This is a genomic window from Paracoccus shandongensis (assembly GCF_017315735.1).
GTDB classification, from domain to species: Bacteria; Pseudomonadota; Alphaproteobacteria; order Rhodobacterales; family Rhodobacteraceae; genus Paracoccus; species Paracoccus shandongensis.
Window position 1 is genome coordinate 1 of the sequence record NZ_JAFLRK010000043.1, and the last position, 22753, is coordinate 22753.

Annotated in this window: 24 protein-coding genes and 1 pseudogene; 8 read left to right on the forward strand and 17 right to left on the reverse strand. The window is 64.6% G+C overall.

Annotation, left to right across the window (positions count from 1 at the left end; genetic code table 11):
* From JX613_RS17795 to JX613_RS17810, 4 genes are all read left to right on the forward strand, one after another.
* Positions 1–348: H-NS histone family protein (locus JX613_RS17795; RefSeq protein ID WP_336512334.1), on the forward strand; the 348-nt coding region annotated here is incomplete at its 5' end.
* A gap of 65 nt (positions 349–413) precedes the next feature.
* Positions 414–929, forward strand: coding sequence for a thermonuclease family protein (locus JX613_RS17800; RefSeq protein ID WP_207102814.1), 516 nt, complete (start codon positions 414–416; stop codon positions 927–929).
* A gap of 187 nt (positions 930–1116) precedes the next feature.
* Positions 1117–1416: a type II toxin-antitoxin system RelB family antitoxin gene (gene relB / locus JX613_RS17805; RefSeq protein ID WP_207102815.1), complete on the forward strand. Its 300-nt coding sequence runs from the start codon at positions 1117–1119 to the stop codon at positions 1414–1416.
* Positions 1403–1678 (forward strand): type II toxin-antitoxin system mRNA interferase toxin, RelE/StbE family, encoded by a 276-nt coding sequence (locus JX613_RS17810; RefSeq protein WP_207102816.1) that lies wholly within the window; start codon positions 1403–1405, stop codon positions 1676–1678. Before relB ends, JX613_RS17810 begins: the two co-directional genes overlap by 14 nt.
* A 352-nt stretch (positions 1679–2030) precedes the next feature.
* Here the strand turns inward: JX613_RS17810 and JX613_RS17815 are convergent, their stop codons facing one another.
* Together JX613_RS17815 and JX613_RS17820 are read right to left on the reverse strand one after the other, a co-directional pair.
* Positions 2031–2354 (reverse strand): DUF736 domain-containing protein, encoded by a 324-nt coding sequence (locus JX613_RS17815; protein WP_207102817.1) that lies wholly within the window; start codon positions 2352–2354, stop codon positions 2031–2033.
* Positions 2355–3110: 756 nt separating this feature from the next.
* Positions 3111–3533 (reverse strand): antirestriction protein, encoded by a 423-nt coding sequence (locus tag JX613_RS17820; RefSeq protein WP_207102818.1) that lies wholly within the window; start codon positions 3531–3533, stop codon positions 3111–3113.
* A 148-nt stretch (positions 3534–3681) separates the two neighbouring features.
* On the opposite strand from JX613_RS17820, the gene JX613_RS17825 reads away from it, so the two are divergent.
* Both JX613_RS17825 and JX613_RS17830 read left to right on the forward strand, forming a co-directional pair.
* Positions 3682–3957, forward strand: coding sequence for an AbrB/MazE/SpoVT family DNA-binding domain-containing protein (locus tag JX613_RS17825; RefSeq protein WP_207102819.1), 276 nt, complete (start codon positions 3682–3684; stop codon positions 3955–3957).
* Positions 3944–4333 carry a type II toxin-antitoxin system VapC family toxin gene (locus JX613_RS17830; RefSeq protein WP_207102820.1) on the forward strand — a complete coding sequence of 130 codons (390 nt, stop codon included), beginning with the start codon at positions 3944–3946 and terminating at the stop codon, positions 4331–4333. The genes JX613_RS17825 and JX613_RS17830 overlap by 14 nt, the downstream gene beginning before the upstream one ends.
* A 4-nt stretch (positions 4334–4337) precedes the next feature.
* Here the strand turns inward: JX613_RS17830 and JX613_RS20035 are convergent.
* The 4 genes and pseudogenes from JX613_RS20035 to JX613_RS17845 form a co-directional block, all read right to left on the reverse strand.
* Positions 4338–4843 (reverse strand): annotated as a pseudogene (locus JX613_RS20035) (antitoxin of toxin-antitoxin stability system).
* Entirely contained in the window at positions 4836–4979 is a 144-nt protein-coding gene (locus tag JX613_RS17835) for a hypothetical protein (protein WP_207102836.1), read from the reverse strand. Before JX613_RS17835 ends, JX613_RS20035 begins: the two are co-directional and overlap by 8 nt.
* Before the next feature lie 10 nt (positions 4980–4989).
* Positions 4990–5376 (reverse strand): DUF6878 family protein, encoded by a 387-nt coding sequence (locus tag JX613_RS17840; RefSeq protein ID WP_207102821.1) that lies wholly within the window; start codon positions 5374–5376, stop codon positions 4990–4992.
* 113 nt (positions 5377–5489) lie between these two features.
* Positions 5490–6257 (reverse strand): hypothetical protein, encoded by a 768-nt coding sequence (locus JX613_RS17845; protein WP_207102822.1) that lies wholly within the window; start codon positions 6255–6257, stop codon positions 5490–5492.
* Positions 6258–6419: 162 nt separating this feature from the next.
* On the opposite strand from JX613_RS17845, the gene JX613_RS17850 reads away from it, so the two are divergent.
* On the forward strand, positions 6420–6827 hold the full coding sequence (locus JX613_RS17850; protein ID WP_207102823.1) for a hypothetical protein: 408 nt from the start codon (positions 6420–6422) through the stop codon (positions 6825–6827).
* A 130-nt stretch (positions 6828–6957) separates the two neighbouring features.
* Here JX613_RS17850 and JX613_RS17855 read toward each other — a convergent pair whose 3' ends face one another.
* The 10 genes from JX613_RS17855 to JX613_RS17900 form a co-directional block, all read right to left on the reverse strand.
* Positions 6958–8163, reverse strand: a complete 1206-nt coding sequence (locus JX613_RS17855; protein WP_207102824.1) for a glycosyltransferase — start codon at positions 8161–8163, stop codon at positions 6958–6960.
* A 4-nt stretch (positions 8164–8167) separates the two neighbouring features.
* A complete protein-coding gene (locus JX613_RS20330) occupies positions 8168–8743 on the reverse strand; it encodes a hypothetical protein (RefSeq protein WP_207102825.1) in 576 nt (191 codons plus the stop codon).
* Between the two features lie 568 nt (positions 8744–9311).
* Positions 9312–10118, reverse strand: coding sequence for a CatB-related O-acetyltransferase (locus JX613_RS20200; protein WP_336512335.1), 807 nt, complete (start codon positions 10116–10118; stop codon positions 9312–9314).
* A 51-nt stretch (positions 10119–10169) separates the two neighbouring features.
* Positions 10170–11450: an HlyD family type I secretion periplasmic adaptor subunit gene (locus JX613_RS17870; RefSeq protein WP_237168694.1), complete on the reverse strand. Its 1281-nt coding sequence runs from the start codon at positions 11448–11450 to the stop codon at positions 10170–10172.
* A gap of 5 nt (positions 11451–11455) precedes the next feature.
* A complete protein-coding gene (locus JX613_RS17875; RefSeq protein ID WP_207102827.1) occupies positions 11456–13177 on the reverse strand; it encodes a type I secretion system permease/ATPase in 1722 nt (573 codons plus the stop codon).
* The gene (locus JX613_RS17880; RefSeq protein WP_207102828.1) at positions 13170–14450 is read right to left on the reverse strand and encodes a glycosyltransferase family 4 protein; all 1281 of its coding nucleotides are present in this window, start codon (positions 14448–14450) and stop codon (positions 13170–13172) included. The genes JX613_RS17875 and JX613_RS17880 overlap by 8 nt, the downstream gene beginning before the upstream one ends.
* The gene (locus JX613_RS17885) at positions 14447–16600 is read right to left on the reverse strand and encodes a hypothetical protein (RefSeq protein ID WP_207102829.1); all 2154 of its coding nucleotides are present in this window, start codon (positions 16598–16600) and stop codon (positions 14447–14449) included. Before JX613_RS17885 ends, JX613_RS17880 begins: the two co-directional genes overlap by 4 nt.
* On the reverse strand, positions 16597–17838 hold the full coding sequence (locus tag JX613_RS17890) for a glycosyltransferase (RefSeq protein ID WP_207102830.1): 1242 nt from the start codon (positions 17836–17838) through the stop codon (positions 16597–16599). Before JX613_RS17890 ends, JX613_RS17885 begins: the two co-directional genes overlap by 4 nt.
* Positions 17835–19559 carry a hypothetical protein gene (locus JX613_RS17895; protein WP_207102831.1) on the reverse strand — a complete coding sequence of 575 codons (1725 nt, stop codon included), beginning with the start codon at positions 19557–19559 and terminating at the stop codon, positions 17835–17837. Before JX613_RS17895 ends, JX613_RS17890 begins: the two co-directional genes overlap by 4 nt.
* A 331-nt stretch (positions 19560–19890) precedes the next feature.
* On the reverse strand, positions 19891–20733 hold the full coding sequence (locus JX613_RS17900; protein ID WP_207102832.1) for a calcium-binding protein: 843 nt from the start codon (positions 20731–20733) through the stop codon (positions 19891–19893).
* Positions 20734–20935: 202 nt separating this feature from the next.
* Here JX613_RS17900 and JX613_RS17905 point away from each other — a divergent pair, with 202 nt between their 5' ends.
* On the forward strand, positions 20936–22129 hold the full coding sequence (locus JX613_RS17905; protein WP_207102833.1) for a calcium-binding protein: 1194 nt from the start codon (positions 20936–20938) through the stop codon (positions 22127–22129).
* Between the two features lie 133 nt (positions 22130–22262).
* Here the strand turns inward: JX613_RS17905 and JX613_RS17910 are convergent.
* Positions 22263–22753, reverse strand: a 491-nt coding sequence (locus tag JX613_RS17910; protein WP_237168696.1) for a transposase, incomplete at its 5' end; no start/stop codon positions are given.

The following is a 22753-nucleotide window of genomic DNA, read 5'->3' on the forward strand; positions in this document are numbered from 1 at the left end:
CTGGCGGTTGCAGCCGCCGGTTGGGTGGGTGTTGGTTCACCCGGAGATTACGCTGCCAGACAATTTCTACCACTTCCGAGACACGACCAATCCGCAGCCGCAATCAAAAGCTTTGAAACCCGCACCCGGAAAGAAGCCATTACCAAGGCGACAGAAATCGCCAAGGCGGCCGGATTTGCCTCGTTGGAGGACATGATGGCCGCTCAGCCCGGCAACGCGGGCAAAGCCGAGCCGAAATACCGCCATCCCGAAAACCCGGACCTGACCTGGACCGGCCGCGGCCGAAAACCCGGCTGGATCGGCGAGGCCCTCGAAGCCGGAAAGTCCTTGGACGATTTCGTGATCTGATCGAAGGCCGCTCTTTCGCGCCTGATGCGGCAAGAGCGGCATTTCCTTTTTTGAACACAAAGCCCATGTTTCATCTTCTTGCCCGTTTCCTGCGTCTTCTTTTCGCGTCGGACAAGCCGTCCCATAAGGACGGCATTGCCCGAGAGACGTATCGACCGCACAGCCGTCTTGCTCAAAAGCCGCCCTTGCCGCGTGCCGGACAGGTGCTGAAAGGCCGGTGCCATGTCATCGACGGCGACACCATCGTCATCGAGAAAACCCATGTCCGGCCTGCCGGGGTCGATGCGCCGGAACTGGATCATCCCTACAGCAGGAAGGCGAAGTTCGCGCTGGCGACTTTCTGTAAGGGCCAGGTGGTCACCGCCAGAATCAGCGGCGACGTGACCTATGAGCGCGTCGTGGCACACTGCACGCTGGCAGACGGCACCGATCTGTCCGCAGCCCTTGTCAAGCAGGGCCTGGCTCTGGACTGGGCGAGGTTCTCCGGCGGGGCTTATCGGCACCTTGAGCCGGACGATGCCCGGAAGACGCTCTGGCGCGTCGCGGCCAAGCATCAGGGCCACCTGAAGATGGACGCCTGACCGGATGCCGTCAGATGGTGAGGCTTGAGATCTCCAAGGCGGTCTTCATTGCTGTCATAACCGGGACACAGACCCATCCGAAACGCGGCTGGTCCTGAGCCGCCGAAGGTTCGGCACGCTGTTCAAAAGCCGCTTGGCTGCATCTCATTTGAGATACATGATATTCATGGAAACAGGAGAATACGCCATGCCCGCCCAGACCTCGATGCTCCATGTCCGCGTGGATGACCGGCTGAAGGCTCAGGCAGCCGATGCCCTCTCCGGGGTCGGCTTGACGCTTTCGGACGCCGTGCGCATCCTGCTGACCCGCGTTGCCGCCGAAGGCGGTTTGCCTGCCGGTCTGACGGCAGACCCGGATGCCCATGATGCCTGGTTCCGCGCCAAGGTGCATGAGGCCCTGGCCGATCCGCGCCCGGCCACGCCGCACGATCAGGTGATGCGGGACGCACGCGCCCTGATCGACAGGAAGCGTAGTGCCCGAGCTTGAATGGCGGACCCCGGCAATCGCCGACCTGATGGCGATTGTCGATTACATCTCGGACGACAACCCGGATGCCGCTCTCGCCCTCATGGAGGAAATCCAGGACAAGGGGGCGCAACTCCCCGCCCATCCGAAACGTTGCCGCCCTGGTCGGGTGGAGGGCACACGGGAACTGGTGGTCCGGCCCAACTACATCGTGGTCTATACTGAGACCCCAATGGCAGTTACGGTGCTGCGCGTGCTCCATGCCGCGCAGATGTGGCCCTGACGGTCGTTCACGAAACGACCTGGGATCCGCTTGGTCGAACGTCGCCACGGTCTTCATCGCCTTGATGATCCGATCGACATGCGCCGGTGCTGCCAGACACAGCGACCCATCACGCGGCGGGTCTGGTCATGAGTCCAGTCGATCTTGTGCAGATGCTGGACCGGATCCCGCTGATGTCGGATCTCTGTCCCTTCGGGTCCGGTGGCAGACACCGCAGACACCATGCTTCCAGGACACGGATGGAACATGGGGAAAGCAAGGCCGGTGCTGCCAGGCAGGTTGCGCCGCTGCATGTCGAGGTGGCGAAAGCCCCGGCCTGTCAGCCGAGGCCCTTTCAGGCGCCGCCTCTGGATCAGTCGCCCCGGCGGGTGGGGCGCGACCAGATCAGCGAGTGGCCCTCGCCATCCTCGTCGGCGAAGAGGTTGGCGTAGATCGGCGCGGTGAAGCTCGGATCGTCGATCTTGAGGCCCAGGTAGTCGCGGCCCTCGGCCGAGCGCTTCGACCAGGCGGCGCCGATTTCGGCGCGGCCGACCAGGATGCGGTGGCTGGGGGCGTTCTCGCCCGAGGCACGGAGGTCGGGCACGATGCGCACGCCGCGGGCCTGCACGCCCAGGGTGACGATGTCGCCGGTGTATTCGTTGGCGGCGGTCTTCTTGAAGGTGCCGATGGTGGCCATGGTCTGTCTCCGTTGCTCTGGATCGGGCCGCACCATTGCGGCCTCGATGGCGATCGCCCGGCCGAGGACGCGGGACGGCGCACCCCTGCGCCCCGCGGGGGCCTGACGGCAGAGGAGGAACTTTCTTGCCCCGCGAGGAATGACGGCCGCCTGCGGCCGGCAGGGGAAGAAAGTTGCGACAACGCCGTTGCGCCCAAGGCCCGCGAGGCGCAGCCGGTCTTCGGCCAGATCAGGCCATGCACGAGGCCGAGGGTGCGGTTGAGGCAAAAGGAACAAGGAGGCAGGGGGCTGCTCCGGGATCCGGATGAAAGCGCGTCACGGTGAAGACCACGGTCGATCCTGTCGCCTTGACGCTGGCAGGCGCTGCTGCACCTGATGTCGTTCCGACCTTGTTCGGCTCGCCCGCAACGAGGCCGTGGTCGGCCTTGACGTGGCGCTGGAGGGTTTCCCGCGCGGGCGGGGATTACAGGCAAGCCACCATGACGATCCGAAAGCCGCAGCGCTGCTCACCGCAGGCTCGGCGACGAGGACAGCGGGACAGGCAACCCACCATGGTCCCGATCCTTCGCCGGGCATCCAGGGCCGGAGAAGGGCTTCCATCCGACGGGTCGCGAGGCGTGAGGTTCGACGGCGTGGACAGCCGGGACCGACCAAGTCCGTGGCACTCAACCTTGTTCCGGCCGGTCGCTCCGCTGACTCCTGGCGACAGCCAGCAAGACACAAGCGCCCGGCCGTCAGGGCGGGCGCTTGCAGGGTTCAGTCGATGGCCCCGAAGATGTCACGCGCCTCGGGATGATCCGCGGCATAGGCATAAAGCCGGGCAAAGCCGTCCGACAGCTCCGGGGCATCGTGGCGGAAGGACAGGTGGGAGAACGCGAACAGGGTCGCGATGATGCCCGCGGCATCGGCAGACACCTCGCCATCGTAGCCGTTGCCGTCGCAGCAGAGGTGAAACCGGGGCTTCGACGTCGGCGCGAGATACAGAGGCGTGCCGGCCAGTTCGTAGAAATCCCACATCCCGCCGCCGTAGTCCGCGGGACTGAGCTGCTCCATGAAGCCGAACACCGCATGTTCTCCGATGAGGAGAAGGCGGGGTCCGAACAGGCGCGGCAGGAAGGCCATGCGGCGGTGCTCGGGGACAAGCGTCGCGGTCGGGGTGGATGCTGTGGTCAGGGTCATGACAGGCTCTCCAGAAGGAACAACACGATGCGCCGCCGGGCGGCTCTCCTGGCCTTCCCGCCGGCGCAGCACCTTCCGGTCGGCCTCTCCCTCTTGATACCTGGCGCTCGGCAGGATATCTTACCATTGTCTTACAAAGGTTCTTGACATGGCCCGGCCCGATCCGCTGATCACCACCGTTTCGACCAAGGGGCAGGTCATCCTGCCGCGAGCGATCCGCAAGCGCCGTGACTGGGATGCCGGCACGCGGCTGATTGTCGAGGACACCCCGGAGGGCGTCCTGCTCAAGCCCGCGCCCACCTTTGCGCCGACCCGCTCCGATGCCGTGTTCGGGATGCTGCCTCATGCAGGCGCGCCGAAAACGCTTGAGGAAATGGAGGCCGGGGTTCTGGCCGAGGCCCGCAGGCGTCATGGTCGCGATTGATACCAACATCGTCGTCCGCTACCTGACCGGCGATCACCCCCAGCAAGGGGCGCGGGCGCGCGAGATCGTGGACGGACAGCCGGTGTTCGTGCCGGTGACGGTGGTGCTGGAAACGGAATGGGTGCTGCGCAGCGCCTATGGCTACAAGTCCGCCGATGTCGCACGGGCCTTGCGCGCCTTTGGCGGCCTGCCCAGGGTCACGGTCGAGGATGCGGCCACGGTTGCCGCCGCCCTGGACCTGGCCGAGCGGGGCATGGACTTCGCCGATGCGCTGCATCTCCGCCGTTCGGCGGGCCATGACGCGTTTCTGACTTTCGACCGCCGGTTCGTGAAGGCGGCGCAGGCTGCCGGGATCGACACTGTCTACGACGCCTGACAGCTCATCCGAACCGCCGTCCATCGGCGGTGAAGGTGTAGTCGTTGGCGGCAATGGTTTCGCCGACGGCGTCGTCGGAAACGAGATAATTGTATTCCGCCTAAGATGGCTGACCTCGGCGCGGAGTTCATAAAAATTGCGCCGCTGGATCTCCCCCAAGGTGTCAGCAATCCGGTGCAGTTCCCTGTCCTGAGGGGCATGAATACGGATATCGCGGACCGCGCCGCGGCGAGGGGTGTAGACCCCTTCCCAGCAGGCGCCGTCGCCGGGCGACCAGAAGCCGCTGAACCAGATGCAGGGCGCCTCGCGCGATCCCCCGCCCCAGAGCCGCACCCGATGGGTCTTCAGCCGGATGCCGAGCAGGTCGGCGACCGTTTCGAAATCCTAAAAGCCGGCGTCGAACCACTCGTCGCTGAAGCCCGTGTCGCGGTATCAGGCACGGGCGCGGTCCCGGGCGGCATCCGACAACTCGTCCAGGCGATAGACAAGGGTTTCGATGACCTCAGGCATGGGGGTCGCCTCCGGCAGGGAGGATCGACAGCCACGCGTCGGTGCTGATCCAGTCGACCGTCTCTCCGGTGGCGAGATCGAGCACATGGCCGCCGCCGCCGAACCCGTCCAGGGCATGATGATAGGGATGTGCCATCATCGCCTCCTCAGAACTCGTGGCTGTAGGCTTGTGTGGCGGTATAGCGCTCGTTGTGATCAAGCGTGATCGTGCGCGCCGCCACGTCGAAGACGAAGTCGCCAAAGGTGCCGTCGTTGTTTTCCCAGCCGGGATGGCTTTGCTGGGGGCAGTCATAGCAAAGCTGCTCGATGGCGGCCGCGATCTGGCCGCTGTCGCCGTAGCCGTCGAACGTCACGGTAACGGTGGTGATGCGGGCTGCAACCAGGGCATCGAACAGCGCGGCCTTGTTTGCCGGGCGCAGGGCGGCGGCGCGCTGCTCGTGCGCCTCGCATTCGCCGAGCGCACGGGCGATGCTGGTGGCAAGGTCGGGGTCGGGCACGGCGGGCGCGCTGGTATGGGTATCGTTCCGGGTCATGGGTCTGTCTCCTGAAAGGGGATGGGAACGAGCCAAGCGGCACTCTCTCTTTGGCCCGCCCGGCTCGCCCCCTACCGCCCGCCCCTCCCTTTCGCTGGCGGGGGACGCCGCACTCAGGTCGTGGCTGGGGCCGCGCGACCGTCCTCCTCATCCGATGCGCTGTCCCAGGGTTCACCGTAAACTTCAGCGTAAAGCTCTGCAGTCGGCTCGACCTCCTCCGCCACATAGCAGCCATCGGCGATGCTGGCCCGGCAGGCGAAGTTCCAGCCTTCATCGAAGCCGCTGATCGAGATCTCGAGGCCCTCGCATTCGGGGCGCTCCGCCAGGGCCGCGAAGACAGGGTCCGGCGGGGACCAGGCGGTGGCGAAGCGGAACTCGAACATCCCGTCGGTCGCGATGACGATGTCGAGGAAATAGGCATTCCACTTGGTGCCCCAGTGGCACAGGGACCAGGAATACCAGGACGCATGGCCGCAGGTTTTGAAGGCACGGATGGCGGTCCTCGCCTTGGCGACGCAGGACGGATCGCGTGTGGCAAGGAAGGCCTTGAGGCCCTCGTAATCGGTAATCCCTGCCTCCTGAACCCAGGGGAATGCCAGGTATTGCGCCACCTGCTCCTCGAGCGAACCGTCCCCGAAGCCGTCTCCCAGGATTTCCGGACGGCCCAGGATCAGCAACCCGGTGCCGACCGCGCTGCTGCTCTCGGTCTGCCTTACGACGTCGGGCATCGGGATGATGCGGTTGAAGTCGAACGCGAAGGATGCTCCCCGGTCCTCGTTCCCGCCCGCCGGGCCAACGGGAAAGAAAAACGCCCGGCGAAACGCCGTAATCGCGGGTGGGGGACCGGTGACGACAAGCCGGTTGGTGACATGATTGGGCATGACGTGCTCCAAGTGCGCCGAGGGGGGAACGATCCGGGCGCGCGGCGCTCTTGACACCCCCGGACCGCCCCTGCCCGACCGGCCTTTGCCTCTCGCTTCCAGGGCTCGCGCGATCCTGGCCATCTGTTGCGCTCCTGCCTGGGCATAGCGGCGCGACAAAGGATGACCGAGGCGGCGGGTCCTTTAGCGTTCCCGACCGTTGACGATGACGGATTTCGGCCCACGCTCCCATGGTCGACAAAGAAGGCCGCCGCGATTGCCTCCTCGATCATGCCCGCCGCGCGCATCGTCTGGAATCTGAATACCAACCGGGGCGAGGCGCGCTGTGAAGTGATCAACAACTCAGACGTCGCGATCCTGACCGGATACAATGCCATGCTGCGGGGGCTGACCGAGAACCTCAAACGGCCGTCCCGCAAATTACACCAACTTGACGGACGTTATCACCGCACAGACCACTTCGATCCACCTGACCCTGAACGCAAGCATGCGGCATCCCGCGCAGTGACCGCGCGGAGAGAACCACAGAGCTCGGCGCATAAGATGAAACGCAGAAAGGGCAGCCCTTGACGAAGGCGATTAAAGAACGCTCTCGGATACTGCCACCGACGGGAGTAGGTCACATGTCCTGCTCGTCACCAGTGCCTGTTTATCTCCCCTTACGGCGTTCTCCATGAACTTACTTACGATCCGGTCGAGGTCACAATGATCGTGACAGGGTTTCCTGTCGGAAGGACAGGCAGTCACAAAGTGGAACCTTGTCCTTGATACAGTTTCGCGCTCTTTGTGGCCTGTCGGAAACATCATCCAGTGCCGTGAGAACCGCATCAGCGATGGAGGAGGGTGAAATCGTGGTAAGTATCGCCAGGTCGGTTCCTGCAAATTCTCGAACGGGTTCGGTATCTGACAGCACGAGTCGCCTTGCGGCGCTCATCGCCTCCAACATTGACCAAGACAGAACAAAAGGAACGGTCAGATAGACATGAACGTCGGAGCGGCGCAGCAGATTGCGATATTCGTTCACCTGCAGCGCGCCCGTAAAGAGAACGCGCGCCGGATCCAGGTCCAAGGTCGAAAGAGCTTCCGCCTTCCAGTCGCGCAGCCGTATCGGACGAGGCCCATAGACGACCTGGTTCCGCCCCGCGATGACAACATGAATGCGACGGTCCGCGCCAAGAATTGCCGGGAGGGCCTTCATGAATTCGGGAAAGCCGCGATGCGGCTCCATGCCGCGCGTCGCGAAGGTCACAACCCGTGCATCATCAGGAACGCGGCCACCCAGCATCGGGTCCTTTGCCACCCCCGGCGAGAAGAACCCGGTGTCAATTCCGTCATGGCCGACAATCAGGTCGCGCCTGATCGAGGGAGGGAACTGCGCCGCTTGGAACTGCGTGGGGCATAGACACGCATCGGCAGAAGCCAGTTCCAGTGCCAGATGCGCATTGCGCGCACGCTCCACCATTCCTGCATCAGGCCCTTGATCGCTCACGTCCGGATAGGACTTTGCCAGGAAGGCAATATCCGTGCCGGGCGAATTGTACCACCACTCCGCATACGAGACCAGCCTGGCTTTCGGGAAAATGTCCCTTGCAAAAAGCCCGGCACCCCAGCCTGAATGGCAGAGGATCACATCCGGCCTGTAGCCGTCTTTCCGCAGCGCAAGCGCCGTGCGGGCAAAGGCTTGCCCCACCAACACCGCGCGCTCCATCGGTTGCGCATAGGGATGCGTGGTGCTGGACGGGTCACGGTGCGGGGTAAAGGAAACGACACGATAGCCGGGACCTGTGACGGGCATCGTGCGGGTCGCAAACGTCACATCCCAGCCATTCGCAGCAAGATGAAGCGCAAGGGCGCCGAACTGGCCGGGAAAATGGTCGTGGATGATCAGGATCCGTGTCGTGCACACCCTGTCACGCAGCCCAAAGCGAGAAAAACCCGAGGGCCAGTGATCCGGCAGCCAGGATGGCGCCCACCACGGCGACCCCGGCCAGCCATCCCGACGAATTCCCCTCCGGCATGTCAACGGTCGAAATGCTGCTTTCAAGGCGCAGCTGGACAAGCTCCAGCCGTTCCTGAAAGCGTGCGCGCGCCTCCTCGGTCGCTGCTCTCTCTTGCCGCAGGCTGCCGACCTCTGCCCGCAACTCCGCCAGTTCGGCCAGAATGCGGCCAAGCAGCTTCTTCTCGGTCGAAACCGCTCTTGCCGCGCCTGCTGCTGGCTGAAGAGGCAGTTCGACCCCGTCATGCGATCTGGCCGTGACCGCAACCGTGAACTCCATCCCTTCCTCCAACGGCGGATCGAAGGTGAATGCAAAGCCGTAGGCTCCGGTGCCGACCGCCTGACGCTCCAGATCCTTGCGCGGGCGGTTGGCTGCGACGGTTCCGATCAACCGGCCCTCGCGGCGCACCTCCACTGTTGCACATCGGGCAATGTCGGTCCGGTCAATGACCCAGCCAGCCACGCGCTCGGTGCGCAGGACGTCGATCACGCCGTAAAGCCGGGGCTCTTTCGAAGGCTGTGGAAAAGGTGTCTGGTCTGTCATGGGGCCAACCCTCGCGACAATGCGGCTTGGCCATGTGATAAGGGCAGATCTTTAATATCGGGTTTATGCGCTGTCACAGACTCGGCATGCGCCTTCTTTTTCTGCTTTGCCTTTCTGCACTTCGCGACGGCCGCCGAACCGATCATTGGCGTCCCTTCCTGACATCACAAGCACGATATCGTCGGTCGTGAACTGCCCAAAGGCAGAGGGGCTATCTGGCAGTGCCCCCGGCTACCCTGCGCGACCCCGATGGCGTGATCCGCCCGGGCATCTGGTGGATGACCATCCCGGCTCTGATCCACTGGACCGGTCCACGCCTGCTGCTTGAAGGTCCCCTGTCGTAGGCCGCGATTGTGACACGGATGCGGCCTATGCCTATCCATCCTTGCTGGACCCTGCAGATCAACGGCGAACCTTGAAATCGTTGGCGGGATCTCTGGCTTTATCTTGCCCGCCTCCCTCCGGATGATGCTTGCAGGACAGGGCCCATGATGCGATCCTGTCAGGCTTCCAGTCAGCTGGCTTGCGCCACCGGAGGAGCGAAGCGGGCCGCAAGGTCGGCAGCCAGTCCCTGCGGATCGCACAGGTCATTCGCCGTGACGACAGGTCCTTCATAAGGCACGAGCTGGTTTGCGCCGACCATGGACTCGATCCTGTCCAATGCTGCATCGATGTCATCCAGCGGGGCCGAAAACAGATCGAAAACCGAATAGCGCCACCATTGCAAAGCCAGCAGACGCTGAACCGTTGCCTCGGGAAAGCGCAAGCGCACGACCCGGCCAGGCGTTCCGACGACAATGGAATAAGGCGGCACATCACGCAAAACGACCGCCCGCGCGCCAATGATCGAGCCTGTCCCGACCGTCACGCCCGACTTGATGAAAGCACCCTGGCCGATCCAGACGTCATGACCGATTTCGGTGATCGGGCAGCTGTCCCGGAAGGGACGCTGGCCGCGCCTGATGTCGTCCATGCGATGGGGCGCAACCAGTTCGCGCCAACCATTCACCTGGGGGAAATAGGCCGTTCGCGAGGTCGTCAGCCAGTTGGTTGGATGCTCGTGCATCCCGATGACCACGCCCGATGCAATCGAGCAGTAGCGCCCGAAGCGGACATTGTTGATGGTCCCGCCGCTCAGGTTGCAAAATGCACCGATGTCGATGAACGCGCCTTGCGATACCGAGCAGATGATCGAGGTCGGAGCTTCGATCCGCGACCCGGCGGCAAGTTTGCCTGTGTGAAGAAGACCCGGAACGCGCATTCCGGCCCGGTCAAGCGCCGGAAAATCAGCATGCTTCAACGCGAAATGACCTTCGCTCACTTGCTCCTCCGTGTTTCTGCCAGCCATTGTGGCGCGAAATGGTTAAGATAATCACTCATCCCGCATTGCCTTGCGCAGATGTCCCAGGATCGGCTCAAGCAGATATTCGCCTGCCCGCCGTTCTCCGGTCTGGATCGCCACTTCGACGGGCATCCCCGCCGTCAGCGCGATGTCAGGATTGTCTTTCAGTTCGGCTGCACTCAGCGCAATCCGGACTTCGAAATAGCGGCTGCCGTCGCGCGGTTCCTCCAGCAGGTCGGCGGAAACATAGGTCACCTCGCCATGAACGGTGGGGGCAACCGCGCGGCGATAGGCGGTCAACCTGACACGCGCGGTGCGACCGACATGGACTGTGTCGATGGCTTCGGGCGGAAGGCGCGCCTGAATGACCAGGGCATCGGTATCGGGCACGATTTCCATCACGACGACGCCCGATCCGATCACCGCACCTGGGGTCACGGTCGGAATATCAACCACCAGCCCGTCCTGCGGCGCACGAAGGGTCCGGCGGTCAAGGATATCTTCGCCCGCCCGCATCTGCGCCTGGAGGGCCGGAAGGGCGCGGCGAGATTGGGCCAGCAGTTCCGCTGCCTCGGCCACGCGCTGCTGGCGCAGGGTGGCGATATCGGCTGCGACACGCGCGCCGTCCCGTTCGTTCGCCTCCGCCAAGGCGGCATATTCATCGCGCTCTCCTTCCAGGACAGACAGATTCCGCTGGATCTCGCGCACCTTCTGCCGCGTTGCGGCCCCGCGTTCGACCAAGGCTTCGGTATTGGCCAGTTCCTGCTTCCAGCTTTCGATCTGACGCTTGGAGGCATCGGCCTGGGCGCGGTTGGCCCTGGCCTGCGCCGAAAGATGATCCGCCTGTCGCATCATCGACGCGATCTGCCCCTGGTGCAGGGCCCAGCGTGCATCGTAAAGGCTTGTCTGCGCGGCGATCCGCGCGGGATCGGTTTCGGGGGCCAGGCCCGGGTCGAGCGAGCGTCCCTGTGCCTCGGCCTCCAGACGCCAGATGTCGAAGACAAGCGCCAGGCGTTCGGACTCCATCTGTGCCAGGCGTTCTCGGTCCTGCGTGGTGTCAAGCTGCGCGACCGGCTGTCCCGCCCGCACGCGGTCTCCCGGGGATACCAGAAGCCTGGACAGGATGCCGCCCTCCAGGTTCTCGACCGTCTTGCGCCTGCTTTCCGCAAGAACGACCCCCTGCGTGACCACGGCACCGTCCAGCCGCGCATAGCTTGCCCATCCGCCAAGGGTGCACACCAGGAACAAGATCATCGCCAATGCCGTCAGGAAGACAGGCCGATAGGCAGGCAAAGGTTCGTCGTCGCTCATCACGGTCATGACATGCGCGCCTCTGCCGCAGGGATGGCGTCGCGCCGCCGGGGTCCCAGCGTCGCCAGCACCTCGACCTTGTCGCCATACTGCGCCACCGCGCCATCGCGCAGCAGCAGAAGGCGATTGGCCTTGTTCAGGATCGACATGCGTTGCGCGACGACCAGCACCGCGGCACCGGCTGCGCGGGCGCGTTCGACCGCCTCGATCAGGGCCGCCTCGCCATCGGCATCCAGCGAGGAGTTCGGTTCGTCCAGCACCAGCAGTTTCGGCCTCCCGAAAACCGCGCGCGCCAAGGCAAGGCGCTGCCGCTGCCCGCCCGACAGGCGTGCCCCGCCGTCGGTCAGCAGCGTTTCGTAGCCTTTGGGCAAGCGGCCGATCATCTCATGGATCCCCGCCTGACGCGCGGCGTTGACGACATCCTCGATGGGCGCATTGCGGAACCGGGCGATATTCTCCCGAACCGTTCCGTCAAGAAGAAGGGGATCCTGGGGAAGATAGCCGACCGCCGCGCCGAAGCTGGCCCGTTCGTGCAGGAAGGTGGATTGTCCATCCAGGAAAATCCCCCCTGTTGTCGGCGCCCACAAGCCGACCACCAGGCGCGCCAGCGTCGATTTTCCGGCGCCGGACGGACCGATCACGCCCACCATCTCTCCGGAAGCGATCGAGAAGCTGATGTTTCGCAGCAGCGGCGTGTCCTGTCCCGGCGGTACATAGCCGAGCCGGTCCACCAGGACCTCGGCCCGCCCCACCGGCACCTTGACGGCCGAGCGGGTCTGCACCCCACCCTGCAAAAGCTCGCGCAACCGCTGCGCTATGGCAAGGGCGTTGACCCATTGTCGCCAGCCGTCGATCAGATGCTCGAACGGCGACAACATGCGCGAGGTGATCACCGCCGCGGCCAGGATGGTTCCCGGGCTTGCCTCCTGCCGGATGACCAGCGTGGCCCCCGTGCAGATCACCGCGATCTGCAGACCGACCCGCGATCCGCGCGCAAGCGCAGAAAGGAACTTTGCCGTCGTTCCCCCCGCCTCGATGCTGTCGAGCGACATGACCTGTCCACGCCGCCATCGCCGCGAAAGGTCAGGCAGCATTCCCATGGCTGCGATCACTTCGGAATTGCGGATGGCATTGGCGGTTTCCGCCTGAAACAGGACATTTGTCTGCACGGCCTGTGCGGCCGGACGCCGCGCCAGCATCTCGGTCGCGATTGCGATCAGCGTCAGAAGACCGGCGCCGCAAAGCCCGACAATTCCATAGAGCGGATGCAGCAAAGACAGCACGACCAGCAGGATCGGCGTGAAGGCCATGTCCATCGGCAAGGTGATCGCGCCCCCCGCAACGAAGCCGCGAAGCCCGTTCAGATCCCGCATCGCCGTGGCGGCCCTTGTCGTGCCTGATTTCAGCGCCGTTTCGACGGCCGCCTCGAAGACGGGGCGGCCAAGCACCGTCGACAGACGCGCCGCGATGACAAGAAGCAGCCGCGAGCGCAGGAAATCCAGGATGGACTGGAAGACGAACAGGAACGCAACGATCAGCGTCAATGCCAGAAGCGTGTCGAAATTGCCCGATGAGATCACCCGGTCGAAGATCTGGGACTGATAAAGCGGCAGGGACAGATAAAGAAGGTTGACGAAAAATCCGACAAGGCCGGCCGCTGCCACGCCCCTTGCAAGATCGGTGAGCGCCGCCAGCCAGGGGCCTTGAACCGGTCTGCCGTCAGACATGACCGGCCGCCAATGCTGGTCTGGACCTGCGGGCCAGGAGCTTTTCGAACAGCGCAGCGTGCAGGCGGGCAGCCTCATGTGCCGTGGTCGGCGGCTGGATGCCTTCATGCAGGCGGTTCCAGACCGACGGCTCCATCGCGCGCGTCATCGTCTCGGCCAGGCTTTCGGGGTTGGAGACGCGGAAATGCAACCCATCGATCCCGTCGCGCACCTTTTCGGCCATGCCGCCGATGTCGGAGGCGACGATCGGACGGCGATGATGAAACGCCTCCTGGATGACGACCGGTGCGTTTTCCCACCAGGTTGACGGCACGATGGTCCAGTCCACCTCGCGCATCAGATGCGGCAAGTCGGCACTCTTGTAGGATCCCATGAAGCGCAGGCGCCGGCCGGCCAAGCGGAACAGCTCCTTGACCTGGGCCTGGAAGTCCTCGGGCTGGTGTTCCAGGTTGCCGCCGAAGATATACAGGATACCGTCGCCCCAGACCTTTTCCGGGATGCGCGCGACGGCCTCGACCAGCACCTTGATGCCCTTGAAGGGGTTCAGCTGTCCGAAATAGGCAAAGCGGTTGCGGCGCCCGCCCGGCGGCAAGGCACGGACCGACGCGACGGGGCCGCCCTCCAGCCCATTCTCGATCATCACCAGCTTTTCGCGGGGCAGGCCCCAATCCTGAAAGCGCTTCAACAGGAACCGCGACGGCGAAACAAAGGCGTCCACTTCCGCGAAGAAGGACTTGATGAACAACTCGCGCCGCAGCATGTTCGCGGCGCCGATCTCGGGGAAGCACATGCCGCAATCGGAGGCCGAGGCCTTCATGCACAGGGCAGCGTTCCTTGCCTTGATCATCTGCCCGTGATGAGCACAGATCGGGAGATATTCATGAAGGGTATAGACGATCGGCACATCGCCCAGGGCGCGCCGCGTGGCTCGGATTGCCTGGATCCCGAAGCCCATGACGTGATGGAAGTTCACGACAGCCGGACGCAGGTCGGACAGGAAACGCTCGAAATGTTTGATGATGGCGTCCGTATCGTTCAGGCCCAGATGGAACCAGTCATAGTCGTTGGTCCAGAACAACGTCTCGTCCGGGGCCTGGCCCAGCGACATCAGCGGCGTCGCGGCGTGACGCGCGACAGGGGGGCCGACACCCGCCATGTAATGGGCATCCCAACCCTGCTGCTGCTTCATGCCCTGGAACAGGTTGTAGGATGCGACCTGCGCGCCACCAATGGAAAAGGCGGGATGGGCATGGCTCAACACAAGCGCTTTCATCGAGATCGTTCCCCGGTTCCGGTCGCCGCACTATGGACCAGCAATGCTGAATCAATCGTTTCCAGAAGATGATTTCTGGCGTCCGGGCTGCCTTGCGGGTCCTCCAGCATCCAGAAATCCACCTTGCACGACGACCATGTTCCGAAGCCCCCCTCGTGCAGGCGGCGTGCCAGGTCGCGGTGGAGCATCGCGTCCGAGTAAAGATTCCCGGCAAATCCCCCTGCCTGGGCCAGCGCCTCGCGGTCGACCAGTGCAAGCTGCGCCGCCCCTGCGGCCATGGGGCGCGGCGCGCCCTGGGCCAGCCATCCCCGGGGATACCCCAGCAGCGGATTGTCGTCGCCTCCCGCGGTCCCATCCCCGCCATAGAAGATCGAGCCGTCCTCATAGACCAGGGTCGGCGAGATCAGGCCGGGCGTGCCGAGCCCGGCAAGTTCGGCTTCAAGCAGGGCCAGCCAACCGGGAGTTGCCGGAAGCGCCGAGGGCGACCAGATCAGGACGCGCGCCCCCGCGGCCAGAGAAAGGCCCGACTCGATCCGGTCGCAAAGGCTGGCCTGGTCCGCGACCAGCAGCAAGCGTCCCCGGATGCGGTAGAAGGCGAACAGATCCTTCAGGCGCATGGCGGCGCGGCCTGCCTCGGCCCGGGTCATCACGACCACCAGGTCAAGCCGCTCTGCCTCGGGCGTTCCCGCCAGAAGGGCCATCATCGGTTGCAGATGATCCAGGCGGCTGAGCGGGATCACCGCCGTGATCTCTCCCGCCTCGGCCGACAGTTCAAGGGGTCTTTGCCCGGCACGGAACCTGCGCGGTCCTGCGGGCAAGGCCGCAAGAAAGGGTGCCAGTGTGTTGCTGGCAATCAGGTCGATGGCCGGGTCGTGCAGGGGCATCGCGGCAAGGATTTGCGGCAGCAGGTCGCGGCCATCCAGCCGCATGACCGTCAGCGGGCGGAACAGGCAGGCCCCGTCGTCCAAGACAAGCTCCAGATAGTAGTCCTCGTCGCCCCGCCGGGGCTTGCCTGGGGCGAAGGCCATGAAGCCATGCATGTTGTCGGACGCATTCAGCAGCCGGGCGAAGCGCGGGTCATTCGCAAAGCCGTCATTCAGGTCAGGGCGCGGCAGCGGGTTCCACCGGTCGTGCAGCGGCGCGTAAAGACCGGCCGTGCTTTTGACGATGACCCGTTCGACGCGCTGCATCGGATCCAGCAGCCAGCCCATTGCCAGAAGTCCGCCAGACGGCGCCTCGAACACGGTGTCAAAGGCGGCGGCCACCGGCAGGGGGGTCAAGGACAGCGTGTCGGCTCCCCCATAACGAGGCCGGCAGATGCGCCGGTGGTTCCCCACGACCGTCCCGTCGCCTGCCAGCCGCGGCAGCATCTGGCGGACGTGATCCGCCGCTGCTTCCCCCCGCAGTTTAAGGACAGTCCCGCGCATGATCTCGAGCCGCTTGAGCGTGCCGTCCTGTTCATGGAACAGGCAATCGAGCGCCTCCAGATCGGCCCCGCGCCAGCCAAGGCTGAACAGGCAGAACCCCATGCCCGGCGCAGGAATATCTTCGCGCGCGAACACGGCGACATCCGATACGTGGAACTCCAGCCTTTCCGTCAGATGCGCCAGATTGTGGCGTCCGGCAGCAAGGGACATCGCCCATCCTTGCGCGAAAAGGCCCCCCGTATCGGGGCAGGCAAGGATTTCGACAAAGCCGCCAGCGTCAGAGGCAAGCGACAGGAAGCCGGCTGCGAAATCGCGATCGCCAGGCTGCATCCTGCCGCCTCCGGTTTCGATCAGCGTGTCGGTCAGAAAGTCGAACACCTCGCGGCTGCTCAGCCCATTGCGCCTGACAAGTTCGGCAAGAGGCGCGGGGGCGACATCGATGCTGCGCGGCGGCGCGATCCTCCACTCTTCCCCCCCGGGGCCGCGAAGCCACCCTGCGGCGACAAGGGGCGCCTCGACAAGCGCAAGCCCGGCGCGCCCGTCCCCCACTGGCCAGCAGAGCGCCCGCCAGGCGGCATCGTTGCAGAAACCGCGGCAGGGCAAGGCATCCGTCAGGTGCGACAGTGCCAGAAGCGTCCGCCCCCCCGGCAGGATGATGGCCAGATCCGGTGTCAGCGTGGCATCTTCGGCAAGGCCTAAAAAGGCTCCGTCGGCCGGGCTCATGCGGAAGCCCCTTCCAGCAGATTGCGATAGATGTCCAGATGGGCTTCGACAAAGCCGCGATGCGCATCATCGCCCTGCCGGCCGCGCTGAGCCGCGGCCATGCGTGCATGGCCGGCCGGATCCTCTGCAGCCGCGCACAGCGCTTCGGCCAGGGCACGGTCATCGCCGGGGGGGACGTGAAAGCCGGTCAGGCCGTGTTCCACCAGCTCGGCCATGCCGCCGATCCCCGAACAGATCACCGGCACACCGGCCGCCCGGGCTTCCAGCAGAACAAGCGGGGCATTTTCCCACCAGATCGACGGCAGGACCACCCAATCGGCCCGGTTCATCAGCGCGGGCAGGTCCTCGCGCGCATAGGGACCGCGGTGGCTGGCATTGGGCGCCGCCGCAAGGGCTTCGGCAAAGCTGCGTCGAAATGCCTCCTCGGCATGACCGAGCCCGCCGTGAAGATCCAGCGTCACCCTGTCGCCTGCAAGACGGGCTGCGGCAAGAAGCGGCAGCACGCCCTTGTGCGGGGAGATGTTGCCGAAAAAGGCAAAGCGGTCGGGCCGGGCGCGTGGAGCACGTCCGGGGTGGACCATCGCGGGAACCTGGTTGGGCAGGACCGTCATGCGTCCCGCGTTCAGGCCCCATTCCACGAACCGGTCGGCCAGAAAGCGCGAGGGCGCGACGAAGATGTCGACCATCGACAAAAGCGCGGTCAGATGTGCCTTGCGCAGCAGATGGGCCGCCGCAGACATCGCGGGATAACAGCGCCGGCAGCTATCCTGTCCGGCCTTGCGGCAGCGCGCGCCTTCCGGCACCGTCAGCATGAGTCCATCGTTGGGGCACAAGATCTGATAGTCGTGCAGCGTCAGCACGAGACGCGCCTGCGGGGCAAGGCGGCGAAGGACTGCCAGAACCTCGGCCCCGATCCGGTCCAGGCCATGGAGATGCACCACGTCCGGCCGAAAGCTGCCCAGAAGCCGCCCCAGCGATGCGATCCAGTCGGTGCCGTCGTGACGCAGCATGGAGAAGCGGTCATAGCGCCCGGTGCGCAGCAGGTGATCACGCCCCTCCATCCCCAATGCGCCCGGCACGTCGTCGGGTCGTTGAAGCGAGGTCGTCGCGGCCAGAAACCTTGCGCGGACCCCTTCGGTCGCATCAAGCGCCGATGTCAGGTCATGGGCGAGAAACTCGGTCCCGCCCCTGGTATAGGCGGGGTGGTCATGGGCGATCTGCAGGACTTGAAGGGTCATTCGCGATTCTTTTCGATCATGGCGAATTCGGTTTCGGCAAGCGCGGCTGCAAAGGCGCCCGGCGTGCCGGCAGGACCGAAGCGGCGGAACGGGAAGCGCGTCTCGGATCGAGCGCGGCCCCGCAACGTCGCGGCGATCCAGATTGCCGGATCGGGATGCGGCGCATCCCCAGCAAGAAGCCGCGCAATCCCTGCGGGACCAAGGGCCAGGCAATTTGCCAGCGGCCTGCCGACAACGCGTGTCGAGGCAGGCAGATGCGCGGCCGGCAATCCCCGCCAGGGATCGTCCCCCTCTTGCGTGGCAGCGATGGAGCCGTCGCCTGCCAGCAGCGCCGGGGCAAGGGCGGCCTGCCTGCGCAGGCGCTGCAGCCAGAATGCCAGCCACCCTGCGCCTATGGGCAGGACATCGGCGCCAAGCACCAGGGCGGGGGCGCCCCCTGCATCGGCCAGTGCGGCGCGGAGCCGCTCACCCATGGTCGCGGTGCCAGGCAGCAGCACCAGCCGATGCGGGATGCCATAGATCGCGGCGGTCTGGACAAGCGTCTGCCGCGCGGCCCCGGCCAACGGGCCTTCGACCATGGTGCAGACAACTTCCACCGGAGTGCCCTGGCCCTCGGCGAGGATCAAGGCAGCGCGGGCACGGATCAGGTCGGCCGAACTGCCGATGGATGTGATGATCCTGAGGCCAAATCTTTGCGCCGGTCCGAAACACTGCGTGACGGAAGGCTGCGCCGTGCGGTGAAATCCGGTGCGGGCACGTGCAAGCGGCCAAAGCGCATCCTGGCCCAGCGTCCAAGCATCTTCGAAACCGGCGGGAATACTGCCGTCATAGGCTGCAACTGGCACTTCGGCCAGCAGTTGCAGACGGCCCGAGCGATGCAGGACGGAGATCCGGCATGGCCCAGTTCCCGGGCCCTCGTCCGGCAGGTCGGCAAGACCGGTCAGCATCGCCGTTCCGCCTGCCCCATGCGACGGAATCAGGTCGACCTGCCGCCCCTGCCATTCAAGAAGCACCTTGCGGACCACGCGCGCGGGATCCTTCAGGATTATCGCATGAAGCATGCCGGCGGGGGCCAGCGAAAGATGCCGGATCGCGATCTCCGGCTCGACCAGATCGGGGACGGATTCGCCGTCAAGGGCGCCCACGACGCCGCTTCCCAAGCACGCAATCAGCCAATCCCGGCAAATCCTGCCGCGTGCTTTGGCCCAGGCCTGAACCGAAAGCTGGCGCACCGAGGCATCTGCCGGGGCCAAGCGCAGCGGCGCATCGGGATCAAGCACGACTTGCGCCGGGTGAAGGCCTTGTGGAAGCAGCACGTGCAGCAGTTCGCCTTCGGCAAGGCAATCGACATCCTTGAGCCGGATCAGGCGTCCATCCGGAAGGGCGATCGCCTCGGCCCGGCGGCGCAGGCCGATGACGCCGGGCGCGGAATAGGTGACAAGCGTCCGCCCGCCGATCCGAGTTCTGGCAACAGGCGCAAGCGCCGCAAGCCCGCAGATATCCATCAGGCGCAGGATCGCATCGGCAAGGCCCCCCTGCGCCGTTCCGGCAAAAAGCGATGCCCCCGTGGTCAGCATTACCCGAAGCAGCTTGCGCATGGCTTGTGCCGCCAATGGCGAGACCAGCGCCGGAAACTCGTCCTGCGGCAACTGGAGCCAGTCGGGGTCAATCTCTGCCACGGGCATGCCGCCCAAGCGCAGCATCAACCGGCGCGACAGCACGGTGGCGATGCCCTGCGGAACAAGGATCAGATGCCGCGTCCCGCCAGACCGAAGGGCAAGCTCTGCCGCGATAAAGGGGCGCGGGATCGGTCGGCCATCCTGTTCCGCCTGCATCCTTTCGCGGCGGCCTGCAGGACGGTCGAAGAAGATCGCGCTCAGCGATGCGCCGATTACGACGGCAGTTGCCTCTCCGATGCGGGGGGGCAAGGGCGGGGCTGAAAGAAAAGGCCTTCGATCGAGAGGGATGTTCATGCCGCTTGGCACCTATCACAGGGTGACGGGAAAATCGTTCGGCATGGTCCGGGCGCAACGCGGCGCCCGGACCATTCTGTCAGACCACGGTAAAGAAACGCCCGGGATCCGAGGTCACATCGTCATAAGCGACACCGTGCAGCAGCACGCTGTCACCCTGACCGAAATCGATCAGCGTGCCGGCATCGCCAAGGTCCACGGCGAAATCGGCGACATCCTCGACCGAACCCAGGGTGACTCCTTCCAGGCGCGAGGAAATCTGGACGATATCGCCATCCGTAAAATCCATGACCACATCCCCGCCGCCCGAGAAGACGAACAGATCATCCCCCGCGCCGCCATAAAGGTTGTCGTCCCCCGCCTGGCCATCCAGCGTGTCGCGGCCAGCATCGCCGACCAGAAGGTCGTCGCCTTCGCCTCCAAGCAAAAGGTCATCCCCCGCCCCGCCGAAGACCTGGTCATCCCCGGCATCGCCCGACAGCGTGTCGTCGCCCGCGCCGGCCGACAGGGTATCGTCGCCCGCGCCGCCGGAAAGCAGGTCGTCGCCGGCATCGCCCGACAGGGCATCGTCGCCCGTCCCGCCGTCCAGCGTGTCGTCGCCCGCGCCGCCGGCCAGAAGATCCGCGCCCCCATCCCCTTTCATCCAATCGTCGCCTGCGCCGCCGGACAGGGTATCCTTCCCCTCTCCGCCATGAAGCGCATCGTTTCCTGATCCGCCCAGAAGCTGATCGTCGCCTTGTTCGCCCAGCAGGCGATCGTCGCCCGAACCGCCGTTCAGAAGATCGTCGCCCGAACCGCCATAGACAATGTCCTCGCCCGAGCCGGACATGACGGTGTCATGCCCCGCACCGGCTGCGATGAAGTCCGAGAGCGACGTCCCGAACAAGAAGTCGCTGAAAGCGCCTCCTGGTATCGTGGCCATAGTGACCCCTTCCTTTGCTGTTGTCCTTATGCAGCGAACCTATGCAATACTTCTTTAATGACCGACTGCTAATTACTTAAAATTGCGTCTATTTGCCCTATCGGTTGGGGAAGTGCGCCCAGGTTAGCATTGGCCCACGGCCTGACCCCAGGCCGGTTTCCGGGCAGAAGGCATCCGGGTCATCTCAAACTGGAAAGCACCCATGGCGACATATTCTGACCAGACACGCAGCACTTCGACCGACGACCTTTCCCGCCTGCTGTCAATCGGCCTTGATCTTGTGGCGGACCTGAGCGATCAGCTGCCTTTCGAAACCACAGTCCTGGTCGGCCTTGTGGAAAGCCTGACGGAAGGACGGATCGGGGGAACTGGCTCGGATACGCTTTCGGGCGGCCTGGGCAACGATATCCTGGCCGGTGATGCGGGCAACGACCTCCTGCACGGCGGTGCAGGGTCAAACCTGCTTGTGGGCGGCAGCGGCGACGATGTGCTGGATGTACGGTGGGCAAGCGATCCTGACCGCGGGGGGCTGTCCCTTGCCGATTGGTCCGAGGCAAAGCGTGCCTCTGGCGATTGGCTGTTCGGCGGATCGGGAAATGACGCTCTTTTCGGATCCTTCGGATCGGATTTTGTGCATGGCGGCACAGGCAACGACACGCTCGACGGGCAGGATGGGAATGACGTGCTGAATGGCGGCGTAGGAAATGATCTTCTGGACGGCGGCAACGGGCGTGACACCCTTCATGGTGGCGAGGGGCGCGACACGCTGTCGGGCGGCCTGAACGACGATCAGCTTCACGGCGGTGACGGCAACGACCGCCTGTCCGGCGAGAACGGCCAGGATCTGCTGGCTGGCGGCGCCGGCAATGACACGATTCATGCCGGTTTCGGCGACGACAGAATCGAAGGCGGAGACGGGAATGACTGGGTGGATGCCGGCGGTGGCGATGACACCATCGACCTTGGCGAAGGGGATGATTTCCTTGCCGCTATCGAGGACTTCGGTCGCGGGGATGATTTGGTCTTCGGCAAGGCGGGCAACGACACGCTCCACGGAGGTCGCGGCAGCGACCTGATCAACGGTGGAGAAGGGGATGATGTTCTGAACGGCGGTGCAGGCGACGATTTCCTGACCGGCGGCAGCGGAGCGGACCTGTTCCAGTTCCGGAGCGCCCATGGCGTTGACATCATCTCCGACTTTACCGAGGAGGATCGCCTGATCATCACGCAGAACATCAATGGTCGGGCCATTGATCCGGCATCGCTGGGGGAACGGCTGCAGGATCTGGGCGATGCAACCTTCCTGGATCTCGGGAACGGTTATGGTGTGATCTTCCTTGGTCAGGATGCGGAAACGCTGAGCGAGCTTCTACAATCTCGCATCGATGTCTGGTGAGTTCCGTCTTGAGGGGCTGTCTGGAACTCTGCGTCTGATCAGGCCCATGCGGTTTTCGGACGGGTAAGGCGCTGAAGCGGCGAGAGTGTCCTGAACTTTGTGTATCCGTCCCGGTCCATGCGGTTTTGGATACTCAAGCGTCGAAGCGCTCGCCGAACATTATGGCGAACTGATTGCGGGCTGCAAACCATTCCCTGACGTTGCGCCCATCCTTCTCGAACTTGCGGATGGCGAGGTAGATCAGCTTGGTCGCGGCCTCGTCCGTCGGGAATGAGCCGCGCGTCTTGATCGACTTCCGGATCACGCGGTTCAGGCTTTCTATGGCATTTGTCGTGTAGATGATTTTTCGGATCGCGGGATCGAAGGCAAAGAACGGGATCACCTCCTGCCACGCCCGGCGCCAGGCCGGGGCGATTGATGCGTATTTCCCGGCCCACTTTTCCTCGAAGGCATCGAGTTCGGCCTCGGCCATATCGGTGCTCGGCGCGCTGTAAATCCGGCGCAGATCGGCAGCCACGGCCTTGCGGTCCTCCACGGGTCGTGTCGCGAATGTGGTGGAAATTGCCGAGCAGCGGGCTCCGGGCATGTACCGATGGCTCCAGTCAGGCCGCGAGGTCAAGGGAC

Bases quoted from the DNA above. Each gene is read 5' to 3' on its own strand.
- JX613_RS17800 (WP_207102814.1), top strand. From the start codon at position 414: ATGTTTCATCTTCTTGCCCGTTTCCTGCGTCTTCTTTTCGCGTCGGAC.
- relB (WP_207102815.1), top strand. From the start codon at position 1,117: ATGCCCGCCCAGACCTCGATGCTCCATGTCCGCGTGGATGACCGGCTG.
- JX613_RS17815 (WP_207102817.1), bottom strand. From the start codon at position 2,354: ATGGCCACCATCGGCACCTTCAAGAAGACCGCCGCCAACGAATACACC.
- JX613_RS17820 (WP_207102818.1), bottom strand. From the start codon at position 3,533: ATGACCCTGACCACAGCATCCACCCCGACCGCGACGCTTGTCCCCGAG.
- JX613_RS17825 (WP_207102819.1), top strand. From the start codon at position 3,682: ATGGCCCGGCCCGATCCGCTGATCACCACCGTTTCGACCAAGGGGCAG.
- JX613_RS17830 (WP_207102820.1), top strand. From the start codon at position 3,944: ATGGTCGCGATTGATACCAACATCGTCGTCCGCTACCTGACCGGCGAT.
- JX613_RS17835 (WP_207102836.1), bottom strand. From the start codon at position 4,979: ATGGCACATCCCTATCATCATGCCCTGGACGGGTTCGGCGGCGGCGGC.
- JX613_RS17840 (WP_207102821.1), bottom strand. From the start codon at position 5,376: ATGACCCGGAACGATACCCATACCAGCGCGCCCGCCGTGCCCGACCCC.
- JX613_RS17845 (WP_207102822.1), bottom strand. From the start codon at position 6,257: ATGCCCAATCATGTCACCAACCGGCTTGTCGTCACCGGTCCCCCACCC.
- JX613_RS17850 (WP_207102823.1), top strand. From the start codon at position 6,420: ATGACCGAGGCGGCGGGTCCTTTAGCGTTCCCGACCGTTGACGATGAC.
- JX613_RS17870 (WP_237168694.1), bottom strand. From the start codon at position 11,450: ATGAGCGACGACGAACCTTTGCCTGCCTATCGGCCTGTCTTCCTGACG.
- JX613_RS17875 (WP_207102827.1), bottom strand. From the start codon at position 13,177: ATGTCTGACGGCAGACCGGTTCAAGGCCCCTGGCTGGCGGCGCTCACC.
- JX613_RS17880 (WP_207102828.1), bottom strand. From the start codon at position 14,450: ATGAAAGCGCTTGTGTTGAGCCATGCCCATCCCGCCTTTTCCATTGGT.
- JX613_RS17885 (WP_207102829.1), bottom strand. From the start codon at position 16,600: ATGAGCCCGGCCGACGGAGCCTTTTTAGGCCTTGCCGAAGATGCCACG.
- JX613_RS17890 (WP_207102830.1), bottom strand. From the start codon at position 17,838: ATGACCCTTCAAGTCCTGCAGATCGCCCATGACCACCCCGCCTATACC.
- JX613_RS17900 (WP_207102832.1), bottom strand. From the start codon at position 20,733: ATGGCCACGATACCAGGAGGCGCTTTCAGCGACTTCTTGTTCGGGACG.
- JX613_RS17905 (WP_207102833.1), top strand. From the start codon at position 20,936: ATGGCGACATATTCTGACCAGACACGCAGCACTTCGACCGACGACCTT.